Annotated in this window: 14 protein-coding genes and 1 tRNA gene; 10 read left to right on the top strand and 5 right to left on the bottom strand. The window is 72.9% G+C overall.

What is annotated here, in order from left to right; genetic code table 11:
- Positions 1 to 83: 83 nt before the first annotated feature.
- The gene (locus tag OHS81_RS04750; protein WP_443058650.1) at positions 84 to 3,308 is read right to left on the bottom strand and encodes an amidohydrolase family protein; all 3,225 of its coding nucleotides are present in this window, start codon (positions 3,306 to 3,308) and stop codon (positions 84 to 86) included.
- A gap of 223 nt (positions 3,309 to 3,531) precedes the next feature.
- Here OHS81_RS04750 and OHS81_RS04745 point away from each other — a divergent pair, with 223 nt between their 5' ends.
- Positions 3,532 to 4,455: an alpha/beta hydrolase gene (locus OHS81_RS04745; RefSeq protein ID WP_328382724.1), complete on the top strand. Its 924-nt coding sequence runs from the start codon at positions 3,532 to 3,534 to the stop codon at positions 4,453 to 4,455.
- A gap of 77 nt (positions 4,456 to 4,532) precedes the next feature.
- Here OHS81_RS04745 and OHS81_RS04740 read toward each other — a convergent pair whose 3' ends face one another.
- Positions 4,533 to 4,826, bottom strand: a complete 294-nt coding sequence (locus OHS81_RS04740; protein WP_328382723.1) for a YiaA/YiaB family inner membrane protein — start codon at positions 4,824 to 4,826, stop codon at positions 4,533 to 4,535.
- 164 nt (positions 4,827 to 4,990) lie between these two features.
- On the opposite strand from OHS81_RS04740, the gene OHS81_RS04735 reads away from it, so the two are divergent.
- A tRNA-Pro gene (locus OHS81_RS04735) sits at positions 4,991 to 5,064 on the top strand.
- Positions 5,065 to 5,235: 171 nt separating this feature from the next.
- On the opposite strand, the gene OHS81_RS04730 is transcribed toward OHS81_RS04735, so the two are convergent.
- Positions 5,236 to 6,414 (bottom strand): MFS transporter, encoded by a 1,179-nt coding sequence (locus tag OHS81_RS04730; RefSeq protein ID WP_328382721.1) that lies wholly within the window; start codon positions 6,412 to 6,414, stop codon positions 5,236 to 5,238.
- Positions 6,415 to 6,583: 169 nt separating this feature from the next.
- On the opposite strand from OHS81_RS04730, the gene OHS81_RS04725 reads away from it, so the two are divergent.
- Together OHS81_RS04725 and OHS81_RS04720 are read left to right on the top strand one after the other, a co-directional pair.
- Positions 6,584 to 7,435: a helix-turn-helix transcriptional regulator gene (locus OHS81_RS04725; protein ID WP_328382719.1), complete on the top strand. Its 852-nt coding sequence runs from the start codon at positions 6,584 to 6,586 to the stop codon at positions 7,433 to 7,435.
- A gap of 60 nt (positions 7,436 to 7,495) precedes the next feature.
- Positions 7,496 to 7,651 carry a hypothetical protein gene (locus OHS81_RS04720; protein WP_328382717.1) on the top strand — a complete coding sequence of 52 codons (156 nt, stop codon included), beginning with the start codon at positions 7,496 to 7,498 and terminating at the stop codon, positions 7,649 to 7,651.
- Positions 7,652 to 7,802: 151 nt separating this feature from the next.
- On the opposite strand, the gene OHS81_RS04715 is transcribed toward OHS81_RS04720, so the two are convergent.
- Entirely contained in the window at positions 7,803 to 9,032 is a 1,230-nt protein-coding gene (locus tag OHS81_RS04715; protein ID WP_328382716.1) for an MFS transporter, read from the bottom strand.
- 54 nt (positions 9,033 to 9,086) lie between these two features.
- Here OHS81_RS04715 and OHS81_RS04710 point away from each other — a divergent pair, with 54 nt between their 5' ends.
- The 6 genes from OHS81_RS04710 (at position 9,087) to OHS81_RS04685 (ending at position 15,213) form a co-directional block, all read left to right on the top strand.
- Positions 9,087 to 9,833, top strand: a complete 747-nt coding sequence (locus OHS81_RS04710; RefSeq protein WP_328382715.1) for an AraC family transcriptional regulator — start codon at positions 9,087 to 9,089, stop codon at positions 9,831 to 9,833.
- 186 nt (positions 9,834 to 10,019) lie between these two features.
- On the top strand, positions 10,020 to 10,508 hold the full coding sequence (locus OHS81_RS04705; RefSeq protein ID WP_328382713.1) for a helix-turn-helix domain-containing protein: 489 nt from the start codon (positions 10,020 to 10,022) through the stop codon (positions 10,506 to 10,508).
- Between the two features lie 79 nt (positions 10,509 to 10,587).
- Positions 10,588 to 11,199, top strand: coding sequence for a hypothetical protein (locus tag OHS81_RS04700; RefSeq protein WP_328390899.1), 612 nt, complete (start codon positions 10,588 to 10,590; stop codon positions 11,197 to 11,199).
- Positions 11,192 to 12,412: an MAB_1171c family putative transporter gene (locus OHS81_RS04695; RefSeq protein ID WP_328382711.1), complete on the top strand. Its 1,221-nt coding sequence runs from the start codon at positions 11,192 to 11,194 to the stop codon at positions 12,410 to 12,412. Before OHS81_RS04700 ends, OHS81_RS04695 begins: the two co-directional genes overlap by 8 nt.
- A 183-nt stretch (positions 12,413 to 12,595) precedes the next feature.
- Positions 12,596 to 13,837, top strand: coding sequence for a cytochrome P450 family protein (locus OHS81_RS04690; protein WP_328382709.1), 1,242 nt, complete (start codon positions 12,596 to 12,598; stop codon positions 13,835 to 13,837).
- A 209-nt stretch (positions 13,838 to 14,046) separates the two neighbouring features.
- Entirely contained in the window at positions 14,047 to 15,213 is a 1,167-nt protein-coding gene (locus OHS81_RS04685; RefSeq protein WP_328382707.1) for a D-alanyl-D-alanine carboxypeptidase family protein, read from the top strand.
- 133 nt (positions 15,214 to 15,346) lie between these two features.
- On the opposite strand, the gene OHS81_RS04680 is transcribed toward OHS81_RS04685, so the two are convergent.
- Positions 15,347 to 15,937 (bottom strand): DUF309 domain-containing protein, encoded by a 591-nt coding sequence (locus tag OHS81_RS04680; RefSeq protein WP_328390898.1) that lies wholly within the window; start codon positions 15,935 to 15,937, stop codon positions 15,347 to 15,349.
- Between the last annotated feature and the right edge of the window lie 74 nt (positions 15,938 to 16,011).

Raw genomic sequence — 16,011 nt, 5'->3', positions numbered from 1 at the left:
GAGGACGACCGTGGCGCGGTTCCGAGGGCTCCGGAACCGCGCCACCCCACGCCTCCCACCCGGCCGCGGCGGGGTTTTGCGCATCAGTGTGAGACGTTGCAGCAGGACTCGCGGCGCTGCTGCCGGCCCACCTCCAGCCAGTCGGTGCCGGCCGATCGCAGCGAACGGGCGGCGGGGGCCGGGAAGGAGCCGGTCAGCTCCCGCTGGGCGAACAGCCGTCCGCCGCGCAGGACCGCCGAGGTCCGCACCAGCGAGTCGAAGTCCCGGAACGGATCGCCGTCCACCAGGGTCATATCGCCGAGCTTGCCGACCTCCAGGGTCCCCAGATCCCGCTGTGCGCCGAACACCCGGGCGGGCAGCGCGGTCGCCGTGCGCAGCGTCCGGCTCACGCTGAGGCCGCCGCGGTGCAGCGCCCGCAGGCACAGGTGCAGGCCCAGTCCCACCGGCACCAGGGGCTGGTCCGTACCCAGCGCGACCAGCCCGCCGCCCTCCAGCACCCGCCGGTAGACGCCGACCTCGGTGTCGATGTCGGCCAACTGTGCCGGGGTGGGGCGATGGCCGGCGTTCTCCCGTACGAGTGCGGTGTCCCAGGGCGGCATCAGCCGGGTGACCCGCACATCGTCGGCCAGTGCCGGATCGTCACCGAGCAGCGCGGCCGCGGAGAACGGCGTGGCGAGAAGGTGGAAGCCGGTGCCGGTGTAGACCTCCTCGACGTCCTGGTAAGCGTGCCCGGAGCCACTGACGGCATGGCCGAACTCCAGTCGCTGGGTGGCCTGCAGATGGGTCGTCAGGTCCTGGCCGAGCTGGACTCCGGGGGAGAGCAGATGGCTCCCCGCCCGGACCCCGAGCCGCTGGTGGGCGAAGCGGGCGGCCTCCTCCATCACCCAGCCCGGCGCCCGTACATAGGTCTTGACGAAGTCCCAGTCCAGGGCCGCGCCGCGCTCCAGCGAGCGGCGCAGCCCCGCACGGGTACGGTGCGCCCGCCCCATGCTGTACGCGACCCGGGCGCCGTCCAGCAGCTCGCCGCAGGTCAGCAGGCGGGGCCCGGCGAGTGCGCCGGCCGCCACGGCCTCCCGGAGGCGGGCCTGTTCATAGGAGAAGCCCCCGCAGGAGACGGCGGTGGTGATGCCGTAGGCGAGCTGCAGCGCGGTCTGCCGCCCGCCGTAGGTCACCTGCCAGGGGTGCGTGTGGGCGTCCCACAGGCCGGGCAGCACGGTCTGCCCGGAGGCGTCCACCCGGCGGGCGGCGCCGGACCGGGCCGGGCGGTGCGCCTCCACCGCGGTGATCCGCCCGTCCCGCACCACCACATCGACGTCCTCGCGCACCTCGTCGCCGGTGCCGTCCCAGAACCGGCCCGCGTGCACCACGGTGTCCCGGGCGCGCGCGGGCCGGTGCCCCAGGGACACCGGGACGGTCCGTGCCACGCCGCCGGACACCCCGATCAGCCGCAGTTTCCCGGCCGAGAGATACAGGAGCGTGCCGGAGTCCCCGGACCACGACGGATGGTCGGCGCTCTCCTCCGTCAGCTGCCGCGGCGCACCCTCCGGCGTGCCGTCGGGCCGCACCGGCAGCACCCACAGGGCGGACTCGACGATCACGGCCAGCCAGTGCCCGTCGGGCGACCAGACCGGCCCCGAGTCATAGCGGTCGGCGATCGACACGTGCTCGGCGACCGGGTGCAGCCGGTCCTTGCCGGTCTCGGTGTCGACGATCCGGATGACGTTGTAGCCCTCGCGGAAGCGGCGGTTGAGGCGGATGCGGTCGCAGTACGCGAGGTAGCGCCCGTCCGGTGACCAGCTGGGACGGCCGGGCAGTCCGCCGGCGCCCATCGGTGCGGCCCGTACCTTCTCCTGGCCGTCGGACAGCGTTCGTACAACGAGATTTCCGGACATGTCCAGGGCGGCCAGGCGTCCGCCGTCCGGCGACAGCGCGGGCTGCACCCGGCCGCCGGCGGCCAGTACCGTCTCCTCGCCGGAAGCGAGATCGCGGCGGCGCACCGCGAACAGTCCGTCCCGGTCGTCGGCGTAGAGCAGCGCCCGCCCGTCGCGCGACCAGCTCGGCGCCAGGACGTAGCGGGTGGCGTCGGCCCGGACGATCCTGCGCGGGGCGCCGCCGCCCGAAGTGGGCGCGATCCAGAGCCCGTTGAGCGCGGCGAAGGCGACCTTGCGGCCGTCGGGAGAGAGCGCGGGCAGGTGCACCCCGCGCACCGGACCGGCGGCCGTCCGCTCGAAGCCGTAGTCCTTGACGCGGTAGCGGGGGCGGTCCAGCGGCAGCCGCGCGGCGAACGGGATGGTCTCGGCGTGCTGCGGGGCATCGGGCCGGACGATCCGGAACCGTCCGCCGACCGTCAGCAGCAGCTCGTCCCGCGAGACCCAGCGCGGCGGCACCGGCTCCACATCGCCGTCGACCGCGACCCTCCCGCCGTCCACCACCAGCGCGCAGGTGGGCCCCGGATAGTCCGTGGTCCGCAGGTGGGCGAGCCGTCCCGTGGGGGACAGCGCCGGCGCCATCACCTGCGCGGTCGCCGTCTCGGTGTGCTCGGTGCGCACCGCGCCCCGCCCGTCGGCCGGCACGGAGGCGACGGTGCGGGAGACCAGCGCCGCGCCCGTCACCCGCCCCCGTACGAACACGATCCGTGCGCCGTCCGGCGACCAGCAGGGGTCGAAGTCCTCCCAGGCGGCGTCCTGGTGAGGGCCCTCCTGACCGGGCAGCCCGGTCACCCGCGTCAGCCTTTGCGTCGTCACCTCCAGCACCCAGATCCGGTACGGGCTGCCGGCCACCGCGTCCCCGCCCCGCTCCGAGGCGAAGGCGATCCGGGTGCCGTCGGGTGACCAGGCGGGGCCGCGGTCGTCCCACGGGCCGTCGGTCAGCTGCCGGAGACCGGAGCCGTCGGCGGCGAGCGTCCACAGATGGAAGGTGCCGCCCCGGTAGGCGCAGACGGCGATCCGGCGGCCGTCGGGGGAGTACACCGGACGGGTGGGCTCCAGGTCGGGCGGGGTCAGCGCCACCGCGTCGCCACCGGCCCGCGGCAGGGACCACAGGACGTTCTGGACCTCGGCGACCAGCCGGTCACCGGCCGGGGAGAGCGAGGCGGCGCCATTGGTCGCGGCCGTGAAGGACAGTGCGGCGCCGCTTGCGCCGGCGTCCTGCGCCCAGGCGCCGGGAGCCGTGACGCCCGCCAGACCCGCCGCCGCGGCGGCCGAGGCGGTGCCCTGCAGAAATCTGCGGCGGGACAGCGGCGCGGGGGGAAGGGGGGAGTTCTCGAAATGATCCTCGAAACGGTCCGCGAAACGATCCGTGGTGTCCAACGTTCCTCCTGCGAAGGGGGGTTGCGGCACAGAGTCATCAAAGAACCGGCCGATCGTGTCACGCCGCCCGGGGACGGGGGCAACCACGCCACGCGCGCCCCATGGCGCACCGCCGCCCCGCGCGCAAGAGTGGGCGCCGACGACTCGTCAGCCACCGCCCGTCAGCCACCGCCCGTCAGTCACCGCCCGTCAGTCACCGCCCCGGCAGTCAGGAGACGACGCCATGCAGGCCATGCAGCAGGACTTCCACCAGGCCCCGGACGGCGCCCGTATCGCCACCTACACCTGGCTCCCGCCGTCCGGTCACCCGCGCGCCCTGGTCCAGATCGCCCACGGCGCCGCGGAACACGGCCGGCGCTACGACCGCTTCGCGCGCTTCCTGACCGGCCACGGCTATGCCGTCCTCGCCTCCGACCACCGGGGCCACGGCGCCACTGCCGCCTCCACCGGCGGCCGCGGGGTGGTCGGCGAGGACGCCTGGCGGGCGATCGTCAGCGACCTCAAGGGCGTCGGCAACCATGCGGCCGCCGCCCACCCCGGCGTCCCGCTGGTGCTGCTCGGCCACAGCATGGGCGCGATGCTGGCCCGCGACTACGCCGAGGAGTACGGCGCCGACCTCGCCGGACTGATCCTCACCGGCGCCTTCCGCACCCTGCCAGGCCTGGACCTCGACGGCGCCGTCGACGAACTGGACCAGGAGATCGTCCGGCACGGCCGTGGCGCGCTCTCCTCCTTCATTCCGCGCACCTTCAGCTCCTTCAACGACGCCTTTCCGCACCGCACCGGCTTCGAATGGCTCTCCCGCGACGCCGCCGAGGTGGACGCCTACGTTGCCGACGAGGACTGCGGCTTCCCGTTCTGCGCCGGTCTCACCGTCGACTGGGTGCGCGCCATCCGCAAGATCAACGACCCGGCACACCTCGGCCGCATCCCGCGCGGACTGCCCGTCCACCTCGCCGTCGGCGACCAGGACCCCTGTCATCAGCGGATGACTTTGGTCCATGAAATCCTGGAGGACTTCCGCTATCTGGGCACCCGTGATCTGACCTGGCGGGCCTATCCGGACGCCCGCCACGAGATCCTGAACGAGACCAACCGTGACGAGGTCCAGGACGACCTGCTGGCCTGGCTCGACAAGCACGTCTGAGCACCGCCCGGGCCCGGGCCGCGGCCCGGAACCGGGGCCGCGGCCCGGACGTCAGGGCCGCGGCCCCGGTCGCCGGGTCAGACCTGCCCCGGCTTGAAGACGTCCTGCTCGATGAGGATCTTGTCGATCCGGGCCTTGTCCACCCGGTTCGTCACCTCTTCGACCTCCTGGCGGTCGCGGATGCACTTGGCCAGGGTGAACGCCGAGGACACGACGAAGACCAGGCCGATGGCGAGGAAGCCGCGCTCCCAGGGCCCCACCGGCAGTTTGATGATCCCGATCACCAGTGCCACCAGCGACAGCCCGAAGGAGATCGCGGCCTGTACGAAGAAGGCCGTGGTCGTCGGCCGCTGAATCGATGGAGTAGTCATGCGCGTAGCGTGACGGCGCCGTGACGGCGGTGCATGAGTACGGGTACTCATCTCGTCCGTCGGCCGTACGTGTGCCGACCCGGGGATATGGCAGCACCCACCCTCTGACATGCGGTATTGTTCTCGTGCGCGGTCAGCCGGGGATTCCCGGCCGAAACGGGCACCGGGACGTGGCGCAGCTTGGTAGCGCACTTGACTGGGGGTCAAGGGGTCGCAGGTTCAAATCCTGTCGTCCCGACGGGAGTTCTCTCCATCGTCGCAGGTCAGAGCCTTGTTTCACGAGAGTGAAGCAGGGCTCTTGATCGTTCCCGGGTCCCTTTCGGCGCCTCGCACGGGTAATGATCATGGTCGGCCGGGTGGCTCCCCCGGGTGAATGTCCGGGGCGGACGTCCGGCACGGCGTTCTCCGGTCATCGGTACCGACTGCGCCCCGCCACCGCCGCGAGGGTCAGCGGAACCGTCAACAGCATGGCGATCAGGAAGAGCTGCCCGTACCTGTGGTCCGCCGCCGTGGTGGCCGTCAGGCCGCTGGCGAGGGCGCTGCCGCCGTAGAGGCTGACCCCGAACATCGCCACGCCGGTGGCCCTGGCCGCCGGGGCGACGGCGATCGCCCACGACTGCAACGTGGTGTGCATGAACGACCAACTGCCGCCCAGCAGGAGTGCGGTGACCGCCAGTGCCGGGAGGGACCGGCTCGTCGCTGCGGCGGCGTAGGCCGCGGCCGCGGCAGCCCCGCCGGCCAGGATCAGCACTGCCGGGCTCCACCGTCCCACCAGTCGCTTGACCATCTGCGCGAAAGCCATCGCCCCCGCGCCGTACAGCGCGGACACCGCCCCGGCCACGGCGGTCGGCACGCCCCGGGCCTCCAGCGCGGGCGCCAGGTACGTCAAGAACCCCAGCAGTACGGCGCCTTCGGCCAAGGCGAGCGCCATGACGAACCACATCCACCGCGAGGCCAGCACGATGCGGAAGGGCGCCAGCAGGGATCCGGCGGGCTCCCGCTCGGGCTCGGCCAGGCGTCGCAGCGCCCGGGCGAGGTAGGCCGCGACCAGGCCCGGCAGCAGGAACACCGTGCGCCAGCCGGCGTAGTGCGCCAGCGCCCCGGCCACCACGGTGCCCAGCGCGGTCCCCAGGGAGAAGGCGGTCATCAGGTCGCTGAGCGGGCGCTGGCGGACCTCGGCGGGCACCACGTCACCGACGTAGCTCAGCGAGGCCGGTACGCAGGCGGCGAAGCAGGCCCCGGCGAGGGCGCGGGCCACGATCAGGAACGTGAGGTCGGGGGCGAGGGCGGACAGCAGTGAGGAGACGGTGCCCGCCGACAGCGAGAGCCGCATCACCCGCACCCGGCCCAGGCGGTCACTGGCCAGCCCCCACACCGGCTGCATCAGGCCGTAGCACAGGAAGTAGACGCTGGCCGTGAGGACGACCGTGGCCATGCCGGCGCCGAGTTGGGCGGCGATGGGCACCAGCATGGGCGTGATGCAGAAGCGGTCGAAGTTGCTGACGAATCCGGCCGAACGCAGCAGCCGGAGTGAACGGGGGGACAGGGAAACGGAGTTGGGGGGTGCGGTGGTGGGGACGGTGGTCACGGGAAGCCAGGCTCCTTTCCGTTCTGTGCCCGGGTGGTACCGGGTCCCCTCAAGATCACCACCCGGGCCGTCCGGATGGTCGCCGTAAGCGGTTACGATCGCTCACACCCTTGGCCGTGTGCCGCTGTGCGAACACCGTGGCCCGGCGGAGAGGGGAAGGGGGCGCGTGATGGGCGGGGCGGAGCGGCCGTCCGGCGAGGGCGGTACGGCGCAGGCTCTGCGCCGGGAGCTCGGCGCGTTCCTGCGTTCGCGCCGGGAACGGCTTTCTCCGGCAGAGCTCGGCCTGCCGGTGGCGCCGCGCCGCCGCACCCCGGGGCTGCGCCGCGGCGAGGTGGCCGACCTGGCCGGCATCAGCAGCTCCTGGTACGCGTGGCTGGAACAGGGGCGGGTGCGCACCTCCGAGCAGGTGCTGCGGTCGGTGGCGCGGGCCCTGCGGCTGGACGAGGCGGAGACCGCGCACGTCCTGTCGTTCACCGAGGACCCGGCACCGGCAGGGGAGCCGCCGGGCTGGGTTTCGCGCAACCTGTTGTCGCTGGTGGAGTCGGTCTCGCCCAACCCGGCCGCGGTCATCGACCCGCACTGGGACCTGCTGGCCTGGAACGCCGGTTATGCGGCGCTGCTGACCGACCCCGCGCGGCTGCCGCCCAAGCGGCGCAACCTGCCGTGGCTGGTGTTCCGCTGGGCCCCCACGCGTAGCCTGATCGTCAACTGGGAGGCCGAGGCGCGCTATCTGCTGGGGCAGTTCCGCGCCAACGCGGCCCGCCACCCCGCGGACCGGCGGTACGCCGAGATCGTCGCCGAGATCACCCAGGACGCGGACGCGGCCCGCTGGTACGGCGGGCGGGAGACGGCGGTCTACCGTCCCGCCGTGCGGCACTTCAGACATCCCACCGCGGGCGAACTGCGCCTGCGCTACGTCAAGTTGGCGGCCGTCGACGAGCCCGGTCATCACCTGCTGTGCTACCTGCCCGATGACCGGGACGCCGAGGCGGCCGTGCGCAGGCTCATCGAGGGCGGGTGAACGTCGGGTCCGGTCAGGGCCCGGTGGCGCCGGCCGCTGACGGCCGAGGAGTTCGTCACCATGAGTGCCTCCTCCACCCGGGCGCAGTGTGCCCTCGCTGCCGTCGGCCCGGAGTTCCTGAACCGCGTGCGCGAGCTGGGCAGGCGTCACGCGGACGGTGGACGGATCGAAGTCCCCTATGTCAGCGAGGCGTTCTACGGCACCGCCGCTCCATGACCGGGGTCCGGGCCTTACCTGCTCCGGGCCGCCACCCCTGGGGCCGACCTCTGCGGGGCCGCTGTGGACCTGGCCCTCGGCCGGACACCCGGGCTCCCGGCCGAGTACGGCACCCCGCGGCGGCTGTACGGATATGTCTGGGAAAGCCGGCTCACGAACGGGAAACGGGCGTGGTGTTGCCCTGCGGGCCGGGGGCGGTGGCCGACACGTTTTCCGGCATCTCGGGTTCGTGCAGGGTGCGCAGCAGCAGCCATCCCAGGGCGGGGAAGGCGATGAGCGGGGTCAGGGCGGTCTGCAGGGAGGTGGCGTCGGCGGCGGCGCCGATGAGCGGGCCGGCGAGGCCGCCGACGCTGACGGTCAGGCCCAGGGTGACGCCGCCGGCGGTGCCCACGCGCCGCGGGAGGTAGTCCTGGCCGAGGGTGACGTGCAGGGAGAAGGGCACGTACAGGCCGGCCGAGGTCAGGGCGGTGAACAGGTACAGGAGCGGGCCGGGGACCAGGACGACGCCGGCGACGGCGGGGACGGTCAGGGCGTAGGACCAGCGGACCACCGTGATACGGCCGTAGCGGGTGGCGAGCCGGCCTCCGGCGACGGTGCCGATCGCGCCGCCGAGGTAGAGCACGAACAGGGCCGCGGTGCCCGCGAATTCCCCTCCTCCGGTGCGCTGGCGTGCGTACAGGGAGAGGAAGGCGCTCAGGCCGACGAAGACGATCGAGCGGCACACGACAGCGCCGGACATCATGAGGAAGGCCGGCCAGTCATCCTTGCCCGCCGGACGGCCTCCGGCGCCGGAGGTGGCTGCGGCCGGGGCGGGGAGGCGGACGGTCCGCAGCGCGGCCACGCACAGGGCGGCGCCGGCCAGGGCCGGGACGACCAGCAGCGGGGAGGCGCGCAGACCGCCGGTGGCGATCGTGGCGGAGACCATCAGCGGCGCGGTCGCGAAGCCGATGTTGCCGCCGAGGGAGAACAGGCCCATGGCGGTGTGGCTGCCGCGGCTCGCGATACGGGCGATACGGGCGGACTCGGGGTGGTAGGCCGCCACCCCGACACCGGCGACGGCGATGACGGCCAGAGTCAGTGCGTAGGACCCGCCGATGCCGCTGAGGGCGACGCCGACGCCCGCGGTCAGGGCGCTCACGGGCAGCAGCCAGGGCATCGCCCGTCGGTCGGTCAGTGCGCCGAACAACGGCTGCGCCACCGAGGAGAGCAGGGAGGCGGCCAGGACGATGCCGGAGGCCGCGGCGTAGGTGTAGGCCCGCTCGGAGAGGAAGAACGGCACGAGCGCGGCCACGGCACCCTGGTAGATGTCGACGCAGGCGTGGCTCAGGGACAGCAGCTTGAGGGAGGCGGTGGAGCGCGCTGGGAGCTGGTTGGTGGACACCCACCGATCGTCACCGCCGCGTCGGCTGTCCCGCTTCCGATAAAGTGCCAACGTATGCCGAATATCCGCCACACGCCTGCCGCGCCGACCCACACGCTGGCGCTGGCGGCCGGTGAACGCATCGAGGCCCACCGTCACGACAACCACCAGATCGTCTACGCGGGTTCCGGCGTCCTCGCCGTCACCACCGACGCCGGCACCTGGTTCGCCCCCGGCACCCGCGCCATTTGGGTCCCCGCCGGCACCGTCCACGCCCACCGCGCCTACGGCCACCTCGATCTGCACACCCTCGGCCTGCCCGTCGGCGACAACCCCCTGCGCCTGGACGCGCCCACCGTCCTGGCCGTCAGCCCCCTCCTGCGCGAGCTGATCCTCGCCTACACCCGCGACCCCATCGAGAGCGGCCCGGAGCGCCGCCGCCTGCGCGCCGTTCTCCTCGATCAGCTCCGCGCCTCGCCGCAGCAGCCCGTACAGCTGCCGTCCCCCGCCGACCCGCGGCTGGCTGCCGTCTGCGCACTCCTGCGCGACGACCCCGCCGAACCCCGCACCCTCGCCGAGGTCGGCGCCCACACGCACACCGGGGAGCGCACCCTCAGCCGCCTCTTCCGCTCCGAACTCGGCATGACCTTCCCCCAGTGGCGCACCCAACTGCGGCTGTACCACGCCCTGAAGATGCTCGCCGACGGCACATCTGTCACCGCCGTCGCCCGTCGCTGCGGCTGGTCCTCCACCAGTGCCTTCATCGATGTCTTCCGCCGTGCCTACGGATACACCCCGGGCACTCACCACCGCCGGGAGTAGCCGCGCGGCGGCCGGCCGCCCCGGTTAGCGGCGAACCTCAAATCCAGCTCAACTCCTGGTTAAGCCGCAGCGGTCCCTACTGTCCGTAAGTGGACTGGTGCGCCGCGTGCCCTCCGTGCCAGGATGAGAACGGCGGTGACGGCGCCTTAACTGTTCGTTGGGGCCGATCGATGGGGGACGGTGGGCATGAGCGTGGGGGACGACGGCCGGCGCGACGAGGCGGGCAGCACGCTCGCGGAGCGGCTGAGCCATCTCTTCGCGAATATGCACCCGCCGGGGGCCCCGTATACCAACGCCTTTGTGGCCGAGGAGATCAGCGCCGGGGACGAGGAGTACGGCGACGTCAAGGTCACCGAGCAGTATCTGTCGATGCTGCGCAACGGCCGGCGGACGAACCCGAGCCCGGAGCTGCTGCGCGCGCTGTCCAAGTTCTTTGCCGTACCGGTCGGTTATCTGCTGGGGGACCTCTCGCAGCCGCAGGCCGCGCGGGTGGAGGAAGAGGTCCGCTTCCTCGCCGCCATGCGGGACCAGCGGGTGCGCGCTATCGCGCTGCGCTCCGTGGGGCTGCCGCCGGAGGTGCAGGACAGCCTGACGACGATCATCTCCCAGTTCCGGCAGCAGATGAACCTGCCGGCCGATCCGCCGGAGCAGGGCGGTGACCGGCACGGTGAGTGAGCCGACGCGGACCGCTGAGCGCGGCCGGATTTTCGCTTCCTGGCAGCGGGCCGGACACGAGGACGGGACGAGCATGCGAGTGGGGCAGATACGCAGGCGGTGCAAGCGGCTCATCAAGGAGCTGGCGCTGCCCGCCACGACCGACCTACGGGGGATGTGCGAGATCGTCGCCGCACGGGTGGCGCGGCCCGTCCATCTGGTGCCGATGAGCCTGGGCGGGGTGGTCTCGGGGATGACGGCCGTCACCGACGACGGCTACTGGGTCTTCTACGAGCTGAAGACCTCTCCCTGGCACCAGGCCCACATCGTGCTGCACGAACTGAGTCATCTGCTTCTGGGGCACGGCCAGGACCCCGCGGTCACCGAGGACGCGCTGAAGCTGTGGACGCCCTCGGTCGATGTGGCCACCGCCATGCGGCGCATGGGGCTGACCATGGGCTTCGCGCGGCACCACGGCTATGACAACCTCGCCGAGCGGGAGACCGAAGTGCTCGGCACGCTGCTGATGGAACGGGTGGCGCCGTCCGCGGGCGAGCGCGAACTCCCTCTGGAGGGGCAGGCGGCCGAGCTGGCGGCGGCGCTCGGGCCTGCGTTGCAGCACCTCAGGCGGCGGGAGGAAGCGCCGTCCGGCGGTACGGGGCGCGACGGTGTCGGTGCCGGCGCGGCAGGGGACGGGGGTCCGCGTGTTTGATGTCATCTATCTGTCGTTCGGCGTGGCGGCGTGGGCGATCGTCGGGTACAAGTCCCGGGCCTGGTTCCGCGACCGGAGCAATGCCGACCTGGGGCTGGCCTGCCTGATGACCGGTGGTGTGGCCACGGTCTTCCTCTTCTCCGCGCCGAGCCTCTACCGCGCCTTCGACCGGCTGGCCGGCGTGGCCAACCTCGCCATGGTCTTCCTCTACTCCTCCGTCGTGGTGTTCGCCGCGGGCGCGCTGGTACTGCTGCTGCGCTGGACGGCGGGCGAGGGCGCGGCCGCGCGAGCCCGTGCGCGGACCAGAGCGCGCGCCGCCGTCGGGGCCGTGGCCGCGCTGTGGGCGGTGGCCATCACCGGGTTCGTGGTCGGCAGGCCGGACGCCGTCGAGCACCCCCGCGACTTCAGCACCGCCTACACCGACTCGCCCGGAGTCATGCTCTTCCTGGTGCTGTATCTGGCCATCTTCGGCATGAGCTCGGCGGCCCTGGGGACGCTGTGCCCGCGGCTCGCCGCCCGGCTCGGCACGACGTATCTGGCCCGCGGTCTGCGGTTGCTGGCCGCGGGCTGCTGGCTCGGCCTGGGCTACTGCGGCTGCAAGGTCATCGGCTTTGTCCTGTGCTGGACGGGCCACCCGGCGCTGTGGCTCTCCAACGGGGTGGCCCCGCTCAGCGCCTCGGTCGCGGCGCTCATGGTCCTCGCCGGATTCGCGCTGCCGGCGGCCGGCCCCCGGGTCGCCGCCTGGCGCCGGCTGCGACGGCTCTCCCCGCTCTGGCGGACCGTCACCGCCCGCTCCCCGGAGGTCACGATGGAGGCCTCGGCGTGGGCGGCACGGTGGCCGTTCGCGGATCTGGAGTGGCGGGCTAACCGCCAGATGGCCGAGATCCGGGACGTACAGCGCGGTATCCGCCGCCATGTGGAGTCCGACGCCCTCGACATCGCCCGTGAACGCGCCCGTGCGGTCGCCCTGGACGACCGGCAGCTGGCGGCTGTCGCCGAGGCCGCCGCACTCCGCCGTGGTCTGGAGAACCGCGCGGTGGGCCATGTCCCCGTCCACGGGGCCGACAGCGTGGTGGTCTCCAGCGGCACGGATCCGGCTGAACTCACCGCGGAGTACGAGCACTTGGCATTGGTCGCGGACGTCTACCACTCACCGTTGATCGAGACCGTGCTCACCGAGCTGCGGCAGCGGAGCGCGCTGGCGCGTCGCTGAGGAAGCACCCCACAGACGGGGTGGCCCGGTACGGGGGTCCGGGCCGCCCGAACCACCCAGGCGGCACCGGTCCGGCGGATCGGTGCCGCTGCCCCCAGAAGGCCTGTGAAATCGGGGACTTGGGAGGGTTGGCGCACGGTCCGCCGGAGGGGGTAGGGGCGGTAAGGGCCTAAGGTCGGGATCATGCCGAACACCGCCGATACCGGATCCGATGCCCCCGTCGACGTGACGCCGCTCCTCGACGGCGACCCGTACGCTGCCTACGCCGCGCTGCGCGAGGCCGGCCCGGTGCACCGGATCACCGGCGCCGACGGGCACCCCGCCTGGCTCGTCACCCGCTACGACGACGTCCGTCGGGCTCTCGCGGACCCGCGGCTCTCCCTGGACAAGAAACATGCCGCGCCCGGCGGTTACCGCGGCTTCTCGCTGCCGCCCGCGCTGGACGCCAATCTGCTGAACATGGATCCACCGGACCACACACGGATCCGCCGCCTGGTGGCCAAGGCCTTCACCCCGGGCCGGGTCGAGGCGCTGCGGGTGCCCGTACGGCAGGTCGCCGACGAGTTGCTGGACGCGATGGCGGAGCGCGGCCGGGCGGATCTGATGACCGATTACGCGGGTCCGCTGCCGATCACTGTGATCTACGATCTGCTCGGCATCCCGCACCGCGACCGCCGCGACTTCCTGGCCTGGTCGAACGCACTCTTCACACCGGATCCGAGCCGGCCGGAGCTGATGAAGGAGGCGATCGGGGCGATGTGGGAGTTCTTCACCGGCCTGATCGCGGCCAAGCGCGCGGAGCCGAGCGACGATCTGTTCTCGGATCTGATCGCGGTACGCGACGACCGGACCGGTGGCGAGGGGGGTGACGGAGCGGGCGGCGTGCGGCTCACCGAGGACGAGCTGACCTCGCTCGCCTTCCTCATCCTCTTCGCCGGATACGAGAACACCGTCCACCTCATCGGCAACGCCGTGCTCACCCTGCTCGACCACCCCGACCAGCTCCGCCGGCTGCAGCACAATCCGGCCGAACTCCCCGCCGCCGTGGAGGAGTTCCTTCGCTTCGACGGGCCCGGCCCCCTGTCGATCCGCCGCTTCCCCAAGGAGGACCTGGAGATCGGCGGCGTACGGATCGCGGCCGGGGAGAGTGTGCTGCTGTCGATAGCGTCCGCGAACCGCGACCCGGCGCGCTTTGCGGATCCGGACACTTTCGACCGCGGCCGGGACCTCTCGGGGCACCTCGCACTGGGACACGGCATCCACTACTGCCTCGGCGCCCCGCTGGCCCGTATGGAGGCGGCCATCGCGCTGGAAGCGCTCCTCGACCGCTTTCCGGGGCTGCGTCTGGACGTCCCGCGTGGCCATTTGCGGCATCGCCGGTCCCTGCGGTCACGTGGCCTGATTTCGCTCCCCGTCGCCTTCTGAACGGCGAACGAACAAGTTTTTGAGGCATAACCGTTCGCTCATGAGGTAGAAAGGTTCCTGAGACCCGCCCGGTGTGCATCCCCCGTCGCACCGGGCGGGTCCCTCTTTGCAGCCGTTGCAGTTGCGACACGCCGGGTGCACGGCACGCCGCGTGGTCCGTCTGGCTCAACTGTGCTGCGGCCCGCGGCGCCGCTTCTTAGCGTGACGGCATGGCAATTGACGCGCGTGTGTCCAAGAAGGCAGCGGCGATGACCCTGATCGCCGCCGCCGCTGTGTCGCTCACGTCCATACCGGCCGCTGCGCACGACTCGACGTCCCGTCAGCCCGCCGCGGCCGGGACCGGGGTGCAGGCCGTCGCCGCCCCCGGCACACCGAGGCTGCCCGGCGGTCTGTCCGCCCTGTCCTGGATGGTGGCCGACGCGGACACCGGCAGCGTGCTGGCCGCGAAGAACGCCCACCGCAAGCTCCCCCCGGCCAGCACCCTCAAGACGCTGTTCGCGGTCACCGTCCTGCCGAAGTTCTCGGCCGGCGCCGTACGCCGGGTCAGCTCGGCGGACCTGGCGGGCATCGGGAGCGGCAGCAGCGTCGTCGGCGTCAAGGAGGGCCGCCGCTACTCCGTCGCCGACCTGTGGCGCGGCGTCTTCCTGCGCTCCGGCAACGATGCGGTGCACGTGCTGGCCGCGATGAACGGCGGCTGGCGGACCACTGCGCAGGAGATGCAGGAGACCGCCGCCAAACTCGGAGCGCGCGACACCACCGTCAAGTCCCCGGACGGCTATGACGCGCCCGGCCAGGTGTCCTCGGCGTACGACCTGACCGTCTTCGCCCGCGCCGGACTCGTCAACGACGACTTCGCCCGCTACTGCGCCACCACCCGCGCTGCCTTCCCCGGCGGCGGCACCACCATGATCGAGAACACCAACCGGATACTGGTGGGCTCGCACGGACTGTCCCGCTACCCCGGCATCATCGGGGTCAAGAACGGCTACACCAGCAAGGCCGGCAACACCCTGATCGCCGCCGCCCGGCGGAACGGCCGCACCCTGCTGGTCACCGTGCTGAACCCGCAGTCGAACGAGAACAACGCCGTCTACAAGGAAGCCGGTTCGCTGCTGGACTGGGGCTTCGACACCGCCGGAAAGACCCAGCCGGTGGGCACCCTGCACGCCGTCCGCACCTCCTACGAAGGCGGCGCCCCGCTCCACCCGGCGGCCGCCGAGGTCACCGGGGCCGAAGCACGCGGCGGTCCGCCCAGGCGCTCCACCCTCGTCCTGGGCGCGGGCTCTGCCTGCGTCGCGGCCCTCGGCCTGGGCGCGCTGCTCGGCCGGTGGCGCCAGGCCCGCGGGCGCCGCGGACAGGGGCGAGGCGCGGTGTAGGCCCTTGGGCCGGGGGCCGGTGAGCGATCGCCCTGACCGGTGGTCCCGGGGCCGGTGGTCGCTTGCCGTGTCCGGTGGCCTGTGGCGTACGACAGTGCGGCCGCAGCTCCGCTCGTCCCGGCGGAGCCCGGCGTCAGCCGGCCGCGCCGGGGCGGTCGCCGGTCCCGTTGCCGGTGGGGCGGTCCCCGGCGTCGTGCCCGGTGGCGCACAGCCGGGGCGCGGTCTGTGCCGCCGGTACGGCCGCCCCGGTGCCGGTCAGACGTCCGGTCAGCTTCCCGGCCCACGACATCAGTCCCGCGATATCGATCCCGTACGGGACGGCGTCCGCATACGGCGCCAGGGCCGCCGTACCCCGGTCGAGCAGTGCCGTACCGCCCACGGCATTGCCCCGCGCCGCATGGGTGAGGCCCACCGCGAGCTGGGCGAGCCCCCGCCACAGCTCCCGCTCCGCCTCCGGAGCCGCCTTCCAGGCGTCCTCCAGCACCTCATGGGCGTGGAACGGCATCCCGTCGTCGAGCAGCCGCTGTGCCTCGGCCAGCGACTGCGCGGGCGTACGGGACACCCCCTCCGGCTGCCGTGCCACGCCCGGGGAGCCGTACGGCAGCGGCCGGCCGAGGCCGTCGCGCGGGCGGGCGTTGCGGGCCCGGCCTTCCTCGTCGCGATCCCGGCGGGGGGCCCGCCGGCCGGTGGCGGATGAGCCCGCCCCGCCCGGCGCCGCCCCCACCGTCCCCGCCGTCGTCCCGTCCGGCCCGGCCCCGCAGTGCGCGCAGACTGCGCTGCGGGGCCGTTCGCGGATCC

Source organism: Streptomyces sp. NBC_00400 (genome assembly GCF_036048035.1).
Lineage (GTDB): Bacteria > Actinomycetota > Actinomycetes > Streptomycetales > Streptomycetaceae > Streptomyces.
Note: the sequence above shows the minus strand (reverse complement) of the source record. Positions and strands in the feature narration are given on the sequence as shown.